Origin of the sequence: Hymenobacter canadensis, from assembly GCF_027359925.1 — a bacterium.
Taxonomy (GTDB): Bacteria; Bacteroidota; Bacteroidia; order Cytophagales; family Hymenobacteraceae; genus Hymenobacter; species Hymenobacter canadensis.
On sequence record NZ_CP114767.1, the window covers coordinates 2916762 to 2930323 of the forward strand.

13 protein-coding genes and 1 tRNA gene are annotated in these 13562 nt (G+C 62.2%); 9 read left to right on the forward strand and 5 right to left on the reverse strand.

Going from position 1 to position 13562, the window contains the following annotated elements; genetic code table 11:
• Window positions 1–98 precede the first annotated feature (98 nt).
• Together O3303_RS12565 and O3303_RS12570 are read right to left on the reverse strand one after the other, a co-directional pair.
• Window positions 99–1031 carry a PfkB family carbohydrate kinase gene (locus tag O3303_RS12565; protein ID WP_269558741.1) on the reverse strand — a complete coding sequence of 311 codons (933 nt, stop codon included), beginning with the start codon at window positions 1029–1031 and terminating at the stop codon, window positions 99–101.
• Between the two features lie 177 nt (window positions 1032–1208).
• A tRNA-His gene (locus O3303_RS12570) sits at window positions 1209–1282 on the reverse strand.
• Window positions 1283–1545: 263 nt separating this feature from the next.
• Between O3303_RS12570 and O3303_RS12575 the strand changes: the two genes are divergently transcribed.
• Window positions 1546–2973, forward strand: a complete 1428-nt coding sequence (locus O3303_RS12575) for a DEAD/DEAH box helicase (RefSeq protein ID WP_269558742.1) — start codon at window positions 1546–1548, stop codon at window positions 2971–2973.
• A gap of 182 nt (window positions 2974–3155) precedes the next feature.
• Here the strand turns inward: O3303_RS12575 and O3303_RS12580 are convergent, their stop codons facing one another.
• The 3 genes from O3303_RS12580 to O3303_RS12590 form a co-directional block, all read right to left on the reverse strand.
• The gene (locus tag O3303_RS12580; RefSeq protein WP_269558743.1) at window positions 3156–3629 is read right to left on the reverse strand and encodes a hypothetical protein; all 474 of its coding nucleotides are present in this window, start codon (window positions 3627–3629) and stop codon (window positions 3156–3158) included.
• Between the two features lie 208 nt (window positions 3630–3837).
• Window positions 3838–4533, reverse strand: a complete 696-nt coding sequence (gene upp, locus O3303_RS12585) for a uracil phosphoribosyltransferase (RefSeq protein ID WP_269558744.1) — start codon at window positions 4531–4533, stop codon at window positions 3838–3840.
• Entirely contained in the window at window positions 4521–5501 is a 981-nt protein-coding gene (locus tag O3303_RS12590; RefSeq protein WP_269558745.1) for a GNAT family N-acetyltransferase, read from the reverse strand. Before O3303_RS12590 ends, upp begins: the two co-directional genes overlap by 13 nt.
• A 215-nt stretch (window positions 5502–5716) precedes the next feature.
• On the opposite strand from O3303_RS12590, the gene O3303_RS12595 reads away from it, so the two are divergent.
• The 8 genes from O3303_RS12595 (at window position 5717) to O3303_RS12630 (ending at window position 13523) form a co-directional block, all read left to right on the forward strand.
• Window positions 5717–7498, forward strand: coding sequence for a hypothetical protein (locus O3303_RS12595; RefSeq protein ID WP_269558746.1), 1782 nt, complete (start codon window positions 5717–5719; stop codon window positions 7496–7498).
• 170 nt (window positions 7499–7668) lie between these two features.
• Entirely contained in the window at window positions 7669–8028 is a 360-nt protein-coding gene (locus O3303_RS12600; RefSeq protein ID WP_269558747.1) for a hypothetical protein, read from the forward strand.
• A gap of 70 nt (window positions 8029–8098) precedes the next feature.
• A complete protein-coding gene (locus O3303_RS12605) occupies window positions 8099–9940 on the forward strand; it encodes an ABC transporter ATP-binding protein (protein WP_269558748.1) in 1842 nt (613 codons plus the stop codon).
• A gap of 95 nt (window positions 9941–10035) precedes the next feature.
• On the forward strand, window positions 10036–10290 hold the full coding sequence (locus O3303_RS12610; protein ID WP_269558749.1) for a hypothetical protein: 255 nt from the start codon (window positions 10036–10038) through the stop codon (window positions 10288–10290).
• Window positions 10291–10305: 15 nt separating this feature from the next.
• Window positions 10306–10695, forward strand: a complete 390-nt coding sequence (locus tag O3303_RS12615) for a hypothetical protein (RefSeq protein ID WP_269558750.1) — start codon at window positions 10306–10308, stop codon at window positions 10693–10695.
• 79 nt (window positions 10696–10774) lie between these two features.
• Window positions 10775–11185, forward strand: a complete 411-nt coding sequence (locus O3303_RS12620; protein WP_269558751.1) for a hypothetical protein — start codon at window positions 10775–10777, stop codon at window positions 11183–11185.
• Between the two features lie 18 nt (window positions 11186–11203).
• The gene (gene lpcA / locus O3303_RS12625) at window positions 11204–11806 is read left to right on the forward strand and encodes a D-sedoheptulose 7-phosphate isomerase (RefSeq protein ID WP_269558752.1); all 603 of its coding nucleotides are present in this window, start codon (window positions 11204–11206) and stop codon (window positions 11804–11806) included.
• Between the two features lie 178 nt (window positions 11807–11984).
• Entirely contained in the window at window positions 11985–13523 is a 1539-nt protein-coding gene (locus tag O3303_RS12630; RefSeq protein WP_269558753.1) for a YifB family Mg chelatase-like AAA ATPase, read from the forward strand.
• Window positions 13524–13562 lie beyond the last annotated feature (39 nt).

Genomic DNA, 13562 nt, shown 5'->3' on the forward strand with positions numbered 1-13562 from the left:
TACCCTGCCGCTGGCCGTGGGGTTGCGCAAAATTCGGGCACGAAAAAGCCTCAGCCGGTGTGGGCTGAGGCTTTTGGAACGTCGAGACGCCAACCAGACTACGAAGCCACCGTGGCGGCCGGGGCTACGGCTACCAGATCGGCGAACTGCTGCTCGCGGGCTTCGATTTCTTCCTGCGTGAGGTGTAGCAGCCGCTCGGTGCCGAATTTCTCCACGCAGAACGAAGCCATGGCCGAACCGTGAATCACGGCGCGCTTCATGTTCTCGAAGCTGATGTCGTCGGTGGCGGCCAGGTGGCCGATGAAGCCGCCCGCGAAGGTGTCGCCGGCGCCGGTCGGGTCGAATACTTCCTCCAACGGCAGCGCCGGGGCGAAGAAAATCTGCTTCTTATCGAAGAGCAGCGCGCCGTGCTCGCCTTTCTTGATGATGAGGTATTTGGGGCCCATTTCCAGGATGATCTTGGCGGCCTTCACCAACGAGTGCTGGCCCGAAAGCTGGCGGGCTTCCTCGTCGTTGATGCTGAGCACGTCCACCATTTCGATGGTCGTTTTCAGCTCGTCCAGCGCAATGTCCATCCAGAAGTTCATCGTGTCCATCACGATGAGCTTGGGCCGGTTGACGAGGCGCTGAATCACGAGGCGCTGAATCTGGGGCGTGAGGTTGCCCAGCATCAGGTACTTGCAATCCTGGTAGGAATCGGGCAGAATAGGGTCGAAATCGGCCAGCACGTTCAGCTCCGTCACCAGCGTTTCACGCGAGTTCAGGTCGTTGGCATACTTGCCCGACCAGAAGAACGACTTTTCGCCCTGCTTGATCTGTAGGCCCGTAGTGTCGGCGCCGTGCTGCTCCAGCAGGTCAATGTCGGATTGCGGGAAGTCGTCGCCGACTACGGCCACTAGCTTCACCGGCTTCACGGAGTAGCTCGCCGACAGCGAAATGTAGGTGGCCGCGCCACCAATGATTTTGTCGGTTTTGCCAAAAGGCGTTTCCAGGGCGTCGAACGCCACCGTACCGATTACGACCAGACTCATATTCAGAGAGGAAAAAGGTGATTCATAGTAGAGGCTACAGCCTCGCAACGCCGCAAATATCCAAATCCTTCCGCATTAGCGCCGAATTTATTGCACCGATGCCGCCGCCAAGGCCACCGCAACTGCCTGACGGAAAAAGAAAAAGCCTCCGACGCAATGTCAGAGGCTTTTGCAGTGGGTAAATAATGGGGCTCGAACCCACGACCTTCGGAATCACAATCCGACGCTCTAACCAGCTGAGCTATATCTACCGTGTTTGTTTTGGAGCAACAAAAGTAGTGTACGAAAGTGCATTTGCAAACTTTGCTGGCAGTTTTTTTCTGGATGGCACGTTAATCTGCTGTCATCCTGAGCAGAGCGAAGGACCTTATTACGAATCAGCAAGCGGTTATCAGACCTACTGTTCGGGCGTGACAAGGTCCTTCGCAGGCTCAGGATGACCGTGGATTATCAGTTCACCGGAAAACGCCGCCTATATTCCCCGTACCTTTGCGGCTTGCAACACCCTTTTGACATGTCCGATACGCCGCAGGTGCCCGCCTTTTCCGATTTCAAGCTCAACAAGCAGCTATTCACGGCCGTAGCCGAGGCGGGCTTCACGGAGCCCACGCCTGTGCAGGCGCAAACCATTCCGCTGCTGCTCGCCGGCCACGATATTTTGGGCATTGCCCAGACCGGCACCGGCAAAACGGCCGCCTTTGGTTTGCCGCTGCTGATGAAGGTGAAATACGCCCAGGGCACCAACCCGCGGGCCCTGGTGCTGGCCCCTACCCGCGAGCTGGCCATGCAGCTGGAAAGCCACCTCAAGAAGCTGGCCGTCTACACCGATCTGCGCATTTTCGCCATCTACGGCGGACTGGGCCCGAAAACGCAGATTGAAACCATTGCCGCCGGCGTCGATATTCTGATTGCCACGCCGGGCCGCCTGCTGGAGCTGTACCTGCGCGGCGACCTGGTGCTGAAGGAGCTGAAAACGCTGGTGATGGATGAGGCCGACAAGATGATGGACATGGGCTTCATGCCCCAGATCCGGCGCATTCTGGAAGTCATTCCGACCAAGCGCCAGAATGTGCTATTTTCGGCTACGATGCCCGAGAAGGTATCGGTGCTGAGCGAGGAGTTTCTGGAGTTTCCGGTGCGCGTGGAGGTAACGCCCGCCGCTACCTCGGCCCAGACCGTGACGCAGGAACTGTACGAAGTACCCAACCTGCTCACCAAAATCAACCTGCTGGAATACCTGTTTCTGGACTGGGACACCTTCAACCGCGTGATGATTTTCACGCGCACCAAAGAGCACGCCGACAATGTGGCCAGCTTCCTGACGCGCAAAGCCCACGGCGAGGTGCGGGCCATCCACGGCAACAAGGGCCAGAACATGCGCATCAACGCCATGGAGGCCTTCAAGGCGGGCGAGGTGCGCTTTCTGGTGGCTACCGATGTGGCCGCCCGCGGCATCGATGTGCCGCTGGTAAGCCACGTTATCAACTTCGACGTGCCCCTGATTTACGACGACTACGTGCACCGCATCGGGCGCACGGGCCGGGCGCAGCATACGGGCGCGGCCATCACCTTCGCCAACGAGGCAGAAATGCACCACATGCAGAAGATTGCCGAGCTGATCCGGCAGGAAATTCCGCTGGTGCCCATACCGCCCGCCGTGACGGTGATGCCCACCATGTTTGAGGAGCAGCAGGAAATGGACCGCGAAAAGGACGAGCGCCGCAAGCGCGAAGACCCCGAGTTCCAGGGCGCTTTCCACGAGCGCAAGGAATGGATCAAGGCCGGCGTCACGATTGATAAGCGCACCGGCCGCCCGTTTGTGGCCGGCCCCAACCGCAGCACCAAAGGCAGCAAAGCCAACTCCACCAAAGGCAGCGACTCGCGCCCCGGCAAGAAAGCCGTGAAAGCCGCCCGCGCCAAAGCCCGCACCAAGCGCAAGTAATCTGCTGTCATTGCGAGGACGAAGGAGATTCCGCGCATCAAGCGGCGTCAATCCTTCCTTTCGATGCGTTAAGCCTGAATTAAACAGAAAGCCCTCCGGCGTTAGGCTAATAACCTACTGCCGGAGGGCTCTCTGTTTATGGTCGTGGCGCGCTTAATGCAGGAAATGCTGGCAATGACAACCTACCGGTAGTGGTCGAAGATGGGTAAGTGGCTGAATTTCACGGCTAGCAGCGTGAAGGCGGCGCCCCACAGCACGGCGCTCCAGAGCATGTGCAGCATGATGCGCAGGCGCGGCACGTGCAGCTGCGTGGCAATGACGGTGCCGCCGATGGGGCTGAACAGAATGGGCGTGAGAAAGGCAATCCCGGCCATGCCGAAGCGCCGGAAGATGCCCACAATGCGGCGGCTCTTGCGGCTAAACAGCGGCTTGCCCTTGGCTTCGCGCCGCTGCCGCTGGTGCAGGGCCCACATCTTGCCCACGCTGGAAATCAGCACCACCGTCGTCATCATCCCCGCCACCGACAGCAGCCAGATCAGCGGCACCGGCACACCGGCGGCCACCCCGGCTACCGGGGCCGCCACAAACTTGACCATGCCCAGCAGGAAAACGGAAGCGTATTTAAGCAGTTGAGGCAGCACGGCAGCGAAAAACACAGACAGAAAGCGAATCCTAAAAATACGACGAACTCCGGGAAGAGGTGCGTTACCATTCAAGGAAGAAACGCGGAAATCCGTTCCGAACAGGTTGTAGCGCGAAGCTCCTGCCTTCCGTGCACAAGCGAAGCGAGTATCCGGGGCCGCGCCAAATGATGCCACGCCAGATACTCGCTTCGCTCGTACGCGGAAGCAGGAGAGCTTCGCGTTACAGCTTGCTACCGTACGACAGGTCGCCGGCGTCGCCGAGGCCGGGCACGATGTAGGCCTGCTCGTTGAGCTTTTCGTCGATGGCGGCTACCCAGAGGGTGGCTTCCGGGATTTCGCGCGTTACGTGGGCCACGCCATCGGGCGAGGCAATGACGGCGGCAATGTGCACCTGGCGCGGCGTGCCGAAGCGCAGCATGGCCCGGTAGGTCTGCACCAGGCTCTTGCCCGAGGCCAGCATCGGGTCCACCAGAATCAGCACCCGTTCATCGAGGCTGGGCGCCGACAGGTAATCGACCTGCACCTGCACCTGCGAGGTGCCTTCGATGCGGTAGGCGGCCGCAAAGGCGCTCGGCGACTGGTCGAAGTAGTTGAGGAAGCCCTGGTGAAACGGCAGGCCGGCGCGCAGCACCGTGGCCAGCACCGGAAAGTCGTGCAGCTGCAGGCTTCTGGCCTCGGCCAGCGGCGTCTTCACGCTTTTCTCCACGTAGCTGAGCTGGGAGCTGATGCGGTAGGCCATGATTTCGCCGAGACGCTGCAGATTGCGGCGGAACCGCAGCGAGTCGCGCTGCACGTCCACGTCGCGCAGTTCGGCCAGGAAGTGGTTGGCGATGGACGGCTCGGCGCACACTACGTGCACCCGAGTGTTTTCGGCGGCGGCAGAATCGGCCGGGAGAGGAGAGGTCAGCGCATCCATTGCAGGTACCAGGGGCGTTGGGAGGTGAAGGAAAGGGCCGCGTAGGGAACGGGCGTGGCCCCGAAATTGGCGAAAAAACGGGCAATGGACGGTATCATGCCGCCCTCAAAGTCGAGCAGCAGCCCAGGCGTGCCGGCGTGCTGCCGAATCACGTAGTCGAGCAGCAGCAGCGGCGCCCCGGCTTTTTTGCCGGCCGGCGAGGCGGCGGCAAACAGGTACACCAGCTGCTCCCGGTAGCGCACAAACAGCGCCGCTGCCAGCAGTTCGCCGGTTTCGGGGTGGCGCACTTGTAGCGGCAGCGCCTGGCCGAGTGGCTGCAGACAGGCATACAGGGCCTGCAACTGTTGATAATGCTTCGGCTTGAGGCCAGCCGCTTCACCGCTGTGCTGCCGGAACAGGGCCAGCATTTCGGTGATGTCGGGCAGCGGGACTACGCTTAGCGGGCCCGACTGCTGGCCGTTGAGACGCAGGCGGCGGCGGTAGTCGGCGGTATAGCCGGTCAACAGCGTGGCGTAGTCGGGGGCCAGCGGCAGGTGGTAGGTGCGGCGCTCAGTGAGCTGAAAGCCGGGCGGCTCAGATGCCAGCTCCTGCCCGGTGTGCAGCTGCAGGTAGCCCTGGGCATAGTGCCCGCGCAGCAGCGGCAGGTAGTCGAGCAGCTCGCGGTGGCGGCTGTCGGCAGTGGTGAGCAAACCCAGCTGCTGGGTGAAGGCCGGCTGATACAGAACCCGACCCCAGGGACGGCGGAGCGCGGGCAATGGCAACACGCTCACGTAGTGGCCCTGGGGGCTGGTTTCCACCACGGCATCCCAACGGCCGGCGGTAGCAGCCAGCCAGCCGCTTTGGGCATAGGGCACTTGCTGCGTGGCCCGGGCCACGCAGGCATCCCAGGCAGAGAGGTCGAGTTGAGGATGGCGGAGCAGCAGCAGGGGCACGCGCCAAAGGTACACGCGCCGGGCGTTGAGTGGCAAAGAATCCGGGCAATGCCGGCTGCCGCCGCACGTTAGTAGTTGGCGCAGACCCTGGCAACCAGCCCTGTCGGCATCCGAGTGTTGTGCCAACTGCGTAGTTTTGCGACCAGGCTGCCGGATTTGTGTATGTGGCCTACCTCTTTATGAAAAAACCTATCCTCCTTCTGGCTTTGAGCGCCTTGCTCCAGCAAGCTGCTTTCAGCCAAAGTATGTCCATGAAGTTCGACGGTCCGATACCGCCGGAGCCCGTGCCCGACAACCTGGCTATATCCCCCGACTATACGCAGGGCTCCACTACCGTGCCGCTTGATGCCGATGTGTACCGCCTGATTGACCGGTACGCCATTCTCTACGGCACCGACTCTATCTATCAGCTGCACACCTCCGTGCGGCCCTACCCGCGGGCGGCCGTGGCGCGCCTCGCCGAGCGGATGCTGGCCGACAGCGCCAACCTCTCGGCCCAGGACCGGTTCAATGCCGAGTACCTGCTGCGCGACAACTGGAACTACACCTCGCGCGCCAATGCCGTAAACCGGCGCCCGCAGCCGCGGCTGAAGTACTTCTACGAGCGTCATTCCGACCTCTACAGCGTGGCCACGCCCGACTTCACGCTGCGCGTGAATCCGGTGGCGGGCCTGAGCCTCGGCAATTCGGATGGTTCCAAGAGCTACACCTTCCAGAACACCCGCGGCATCCAGTTGGAAGGGACCATTGACAAGCGCCTGGGCTTCTACACCTTCCTGGCCGACAACCAGATGGCCGTGCCCGAATACGTGCAGCAGCGCGTGGAGCGCGACCTAGCCGTGCCGCACGAAGGGTTCTGGAAGCCGTTTAAGACCACGCCCGGCCAGTACGACTACCTGTCGGCGCGGGGCTACCTCACGTATGCCGCCAGCCGCCACGTCAACATCCAGCTGGGCCACGACCGGAACCAGATCGGCAACGGCTACCGCAGCCTGATTATGTCGGACTACTCGGCGCCGTATTTCTTTCTGAAGCTGAACACGCGCATCTGGAAGTTCAACTACCAGAACCTGTTTGCGCAGATGGTGTCCGACGCGCCCAACGTGGATGCTTCCTACGAGCGCAAGTACCTGGCCATGCACCACCTCAGTCTCGATGTGCGGCCCAACCTGAACATCGGCGTGTTTGAAAGCGTGGTGTACAGTGGCTACGAAGAAGTCCAGGACTTAATATCCCCACCTGGAGCGCCTAATCCGGTATACCAAACCCGGCAGCGCCGCCGGGGCTTCGAGCTGCAGTACCTCAACCCCATCATCTTCTACCGCGCCGTGGAGCAGGGCGTGGGCTCCGAAGACAACGCGTTGCTGGGCCTGGATTTCAAGTGGAACGTGAAGCAGCAGCTGCAACTCTACGGCCAGGTGGTGCTCGATGAGTTTGTGCTGAGCCAGATCCGGAGCGGCAACGGCTGGTGGGCCAACAAGCAGGGCATTCAGCTGGGCGCCAAATACGTGAACGTGGCCGGCATCCGCACCCTGGACGTGCAGGGCGAGTTCAACTACATCCGCCCCTACCTCTACCAGCACGAAGACAAGTACCGCAACTACCAGCACTACCAGCAGCCGCTGGCGCACCCTATGGGCGCCAACCTGTGGGAGCTGATCGGGATTGTGAGCTACCAGCCGCTGCCGCGCCTGAACGTGGTGGCCAAGGGCTTCTACGTGAAGCAGGGCCTCGACCCCGTGGGCCAGAACAACGGCGGCAACCCCAACCTGCCCTACACCAACCGCCCGCTGGACGCCAACGGCAACATCCGGGAGTACGACTTCCGCGTCGGCGACGGGGCCACGTCCTACCTGTTCCACGGCGACCTTACCGGCACCTGGCAGGCGGCCCACAACCTCTGGCTCGATGGCAAGCTGGTAGTGCGCAACCGCACCCTCGACCAGTCGGTGCCCTATGCCACCGCCGGCACCACCGCCCTGGCCTCGCTGGGCTTGCGCTGGAACATCGCCCAGCGCCTGCACGAGTTTTAAGCCGAACGACAACCCAGCACGTCATTCCGAGCGAAGGCGGAGCCGGAGCCGAGGAATCTCGCTAATGTAGTAAATGATGCTACCACACTGGCAAGATTCCTCGGCTCCGGCTCCGCCTTCGCTCGGAATGACGTTCTTTTACACCACCCACTCATCACCAACTTCCCCATATGCGCCACGAACCAGAAGCCCTGCTGTTGTACCGCCCCGTCAATCAGCAGGAGCTGGATTTGATTGCGGCGGCAGGGTGGCTGGAGTTTCCGCCGCGCCTGCCGGAGCAGCCGATTTTCTATCCGGTGCTCAATGAAGAGTACGCCACCCGCATTGCCCGCGACTGGAACGTGCCCTATTACGGCGTGGGCTACGTGCTGCGTTTTGCCGTGGATGCCGAATACGCCGCCACCTTCCCGGTGCAGAACGTGGGGCTGCGGGAGCACAACGAGCTGTGGGTGCCGGCCGAGGAACTGGCTGAGTTCAACCGCCACATTATCGGCCAGATTGAGGTAGTAGCCGTTTTCGGAGTCGAGTAGGCCCGGGCGCGCCGTGGGTGGCGGGGCACAGGCTAAAGCCTATGCTACAATGCTACCTTTGCGGCTACCGATGAAGACCTACCTCCGCATTCTGCAATACGCCCGGCCCTACGCCGACTTTCTGCCGCTGTACCTGCTGCTCACGGTGCTGACCATCGTGTTCAGCATCTTCAACTTCACGCTCATCATCCCGCTGCTGGACGTGCTGTTCGACACCACCGACAAGTCGCCGACGCCGAGCGTGCTGCCCGATTTTGCGATGTCGGCCGACTACTTCAAGAACACTTTCTACTACTATTTTGGGCAGGTGATTGCCACGCGCGGCAAGCTGGGCGCGCTGTCGTTTGTGTGCCTGTTTGTGGTGGCTTCGGTGTTTTTCAGCAACGTGTTCCGCTACCTCAGCCTCCGGCTGATTGCGCGGGTGCGGGCCCGTGTAATCCGCAACCTGCGCCTCGACCTCTACCACCGCATCATTCAGCTGCCGCTGGGCTACTTCAACGGCGAGCGGAAAGGCGACCTGATGTCTCGCTTCACGTCCGACGTGCAGGAGGTGGAAACGTCGGTGGTGAACACCCTGACCGGCGTGATCCGGGAGCCGCTCACCATCATCTTCTACTTCACGGTGCTATTCAGCATTTCCACCAAGCTCACGCTGTTCACGCTGGTGCTGCTGCCGATTTCGGGCGGCCTGATTGCGAGTTTATCGAAGCGCCTGCGCACGCAGGCCAAGCAGAGCCAGAGCACGCTCGGCACCATGCTTTCGGTGATTGACGAGACGCTGGGCGGCATTCGGGTAGTGAAGGCCTTCAATGCCCAGGCCTACATTACGGGCAAGTTTGAGGACCAGAACGACCAGTACGCCCGCACTTCCCGCCGCATCGACAATACCCGCGACCTGGCCTCACCTTTTTCGGAGTTTGCCGGCGTAACGGTGGTGGCGGGGCTGCTATACTTTGGCGGCACGCTGATTCTGGATGGCGAATCCAATCTGGCGGCGGCCACCTTCATCGGCTACATCGTCATCTTTTCGCAGGTACTTACGCCCGCCAAAGCGCTGTCGTCGTCGTTTGGCAACATCCAGCGCGGGCTGGTGGCCGGCGAGCGGGTGCTGCACATCATCGACACCGACCCCATCATCCGCGACAAGCCCGACGCGCAGGTGCTGCCCGAATTCCGGCACCACATTGAGCTACGCAACCTGCAGTTCGCCTACGCCGACGCGCCGGTGCTGCAGGACATAAATCTCGTGATTGAGAAAGGCAAAACCGTGGCCCTGGTAGGCCCCAGCGGCTCCGGCAAAAGCACCCTCGCCGACCTGCTGCCCCGCTTCTACGACCCCACCGGCGGCCAGATCCTTATCGACGGCCACGACGTGCGCGACTGCACCATTCACTCCGTACGCGAGCAGATGGGCATCGTGACTCAAGAAAGCATCCTGTTCAACGACACCATACTCAACAACATCCGCTTCAACACTGAAGCCACCGAGGCCGAGGTGATGGAAGCGGCCCGCATTGCCAACGCCCACGACTTCATCATGGCCACGCCCGAAGGCTACCACACCCTGATCGGCGACCGGGGCGGGCGGCTTTCCGGCGGGCAGCGGCAGCGGCTGAGCATTGCGCGGGCCATCCTGCGCAACCCCCCCATCCTCATCCTCGACGAAGCCACCTCGGCGCTCGATACCGAAAGCGAAAAGCTAGTGCAGGAAGCCCTCACGCGCCTCATGCAGAGCCGCACTTCGCTGGTTATTGCCCACCGCCTGAGCACCGTGCAGCACGCCGACGAAATCATTGTGCTGCACCAGGGCCGCATTGCCGAGCGCGGCACCCACGACGAGCTGCTGCGCCGGCCCGGTGGCCTCTACCAGCGCCTCAGCCAGATGCAGGCCACCAACGCGGCGCTGGCTTAGGGTTGCGTTTCTTGTTGTTCCTGATGCGTTTTTCGTTTCTTGTCAAACAATGCAATAATCCTCAAAAGACGAATTACACACCACGAAAAACGAAAATGGCTAATCAGCAAGTACCGTGGTTTAAGTCGCAGTGGTTCTGGACGCTGGCGTTGGTGATGATTGGCCTGCGTTTCGCCTATAAATACTGGTACAAAGAGCAGCAGCCTGATTCGGCCACCCGCATGGAGCAGCTCACCGAGCGTAACGCGGCGCTGGAAGACCGGATCCGGGCCAGCCAAGCCGCCAGCACCGGCCCCGTCGTCCTCGCCGATTCCACCGTTTTGGCCGATACGGCCACCGTGGCGCGCTAAGGCCCGATCGGCGGTATGGCGACTTCCTCTGACACCACGCGCCGCTGGGTAGCCACCCTGATTGTGCTGCTGCTGCTGGCCCAGGGCGGCACGTGGCTGTGGCGCAAGTTCCGGCAGGCGCAGCAACAGCCCGCCCGGCAGGTCACCGAGGCCGCCCTGCAGCGCAAAATAGCCGCCAGCATGGCCTACGACACCGCCCTGCTCCGCGCCGAATCGCTGCTGACCGCCGCCGACACGCTGGCCGCCACCCAACTGCTGGACTCGCTGCGCCGCCAGCCCACCGACAGCCTCTTCCCGATTGAGCGCCAGAAACTGCGGCAGCTGCAGGCACGGCTTGCCGCGGCCCGGCCTGCATCGGCCGGTTCGGTACCGCTTCGGCCGGAGGCTGACAGCCTGTTAGAATAAGTGAACCACTATATTTAACCCGCCTGCGGCGTTTTCGCGTACACGGGCGCATTGTTCTCTCACCTAGCTCTGCCACCTCATGCTTGCGCTGAAACGTCTGGTCACCATTCTGGTGATGCTTTATGTCCTGCTGGCCCTGTTGCTCATCCTCAGCCCCGGCTCGCGCGACGGCCTGATGGCCGTGACGGCCGGTAGCAACGCCGCCGGCTTCTACTACGCCCTGTTCGTGACGGGCGCCGTGCTGCTTGCCCTGCAACTCATCACCGAAAACCTCGACAGCACCCTGCTCCGCCGCAACGTAGCCGCCCACGAAGGCAAGATCAACGAGCTGAAGGCCCGCCTCTACGACCAGCAGCTGGAGCAGCGCAGCCCCGGCTTGGGCGCGCCCCGCACCGGTACCACCGTGCACCCCGAAGGCTACGTGGTTCCGGCCCCCGTGCCACCCGACGCGCACCGCCCCACCACCCGCGACGAGGCGCCGCTGGCGTAGCCGGCTTATCTTCGTGCCGTGAACACCCCCGTTTCCCTCCCCGACCTCATCCGGGCGGAGCTGACCGAAGCCCGCACCGTGCTGGACCGTTTTCTGGCGGACCCCGCCAACCTCACGGCCATTGAGCAGGCCGCCCGCCTCATGGCCGGCAGCCTGCGGCAGAAAGGCAAAATCCTGAGCTGCGGCAACGGCGGCAGCCTCTGCGACGCCCAGCACTTTGCCGAGGAGCTCACCGGCCGCTACCGCCAGAACCGCCCCGCCCTGGGTGCCATTGCCCTCACCGAGGCCTCGCACATGAGCTGCGTGGCCAACGACTTCGGCTACGACCACGTCTTTAGCCGCTACGTGGAGGCCCTGGGCCGCCCCGGCGACGTACTGCTGGCCATCAGCACCAGCGGCAACTCGCCCAACGTGCTGCGCGCCGCTGAGGCCGCTAAAGCGGCAGGTATGCAGGTAGTCGGCCTCACCGGCAAAGACGGCGGCCAGCTGGCGGCCCTCTGCGACGTGGAAATCCGGGCCCCGCACCACGGCTATGCCGACCGGGTGCAGGAAATCCACATCAAGGCCATTCACATCATGATTATGATCATTGAGCAGCTGGTAGACGAACAGGGCAGCTAGCCCGTTCTACTTGCCTGCTTCCGGCGGTTCTGCCGCTGCCAGGTCGTTTCGCCCGTAGCATCTTTTCGGTTCAACCTAATCCGCTGAAACAAGAGAAGCTACGGGCGAATTTGTGTGCGCCAGGGTGTAGGATTTCGGCTATATTGCTACTCCACTTTATTGTTTACCGACGGATCGTATGCTTACCAAAACCTTCGGCTCGGCCGTGCAGGGAGTAAATGCTTATACCATTACCATTGAAGTAGTTGTATCGCAGGGCACCAATTTCTACGTGGTGGGTTTGCCCGATAATGCCATCAAGGAAAGCCAGCAGCGCATTGAGGCCGCCCTCAAGTTTCGGGGGCTGCGGATGCCGCGCACCAAAGTGGTGGTGAACATGGCCCCGGCCGACATCCGCAAGGAAGGCTCGGCCTACGACCTGCCCATTGCACTGGGCATTCTGCACGCCTCGCAGCAGCTCAACACCGAGCGGCTGGGCGAGTACATCATCATGGGCGAAATGGCGCTGGATGGCGCGCTACGGCCCATTCGGGGCGTGCTGCCGATTGCCATTCAGGCCCGCAAGGAAGGCTTCAAAGGCTTCATCCTGCCCCGCGAGAATGCCCGGGAGGCCGCCATCGTCAACAACCTCGACATCATTCCGGTGGACACCATGCAGGAGGCCATCGACTTTTTCGAGGGCCGGCTGGCCATTGAGCCGCTGGTGATGGACACGCGCGACGCCTTCCAGCTCGACGCCAACCAGTACGCGGCCGACTTTGCCGACGTGCAGGGCCAGGAAAACATCAAGCGGGCCCTGGAAATAGCGGCGGCCGGCGGCCACAACGTTATTATGATCGGGCCGCCCGGCGCGGGCAAAACCATGCTGGCCAAGCGCCTACCCACCATTTTGCCACCGCTGGCCATTCAGGAAGCCCTCGAAACCACCAAGATTCATTCGGTGGCCGGCAAGCTGGGCGCTAACGCCTCGCTGCTGGGCACGCGGCCCTTCCGCGCCCCGCACCACACCATTTCCGACGTGGCGCTGGTGGGCGGCGGCAGCAACCCGCAGCCGGGTGAAATCTCGCTGGCCCACAACGGCGTGCTGTTTCTGGACGAGCTGCCCGAGTTCAAGCGCACGGTGCTGGAAGTGATGCGCCAGCCGCTGGAGGAGCGCCGCGTCACCATCTCGCGCGCCAAAGTCAGCATCGACTTTCCGGCCAACTTCATGCTGATTGCGAGCATGAACCCCTGCCCCTGCGGCTACTACAACCACCCGGAAAAAGAGTGCGTATGCGGCCCCGGCGTGGTGCAGCGCTACCTCAACAAAGTCAGCGGCCCGCTCCTCGACCGGATTGACCTGCACGTGGAAGTCACGCCCGTCACGTTCGACCAGATGACGGAAACGCGCAAAGCCGAGAGCAGCCAGGCCATTCAGCGTCGTGTGGATGCGGCCCGGCAGGTGCAGACCCGCCGCTTCCTGGACTTCCCCGACATCCACTCCAACGCCATGATGCCACCCCAGATGGTGAAGGACATCTGTGCCACCAACGACGCCGGCCGCACGCTGCTCAAAACCGCCATGGAGCGGCTCGGCCTCTCGGCCCGCGCCTACGACCGGATTCTGAAAGTGGCCCGCACCATTGCCGATCTGGCCGAAGCCGAGGAAATCCAGTTGCCCCACCTGGCCGAAGCCATCCAGTACCGCAGCCTCGACCGGGAAGGCTGGGCCGGCTGAATCACGGATTTAACCGGATTATTCGGATTTCACGGATTT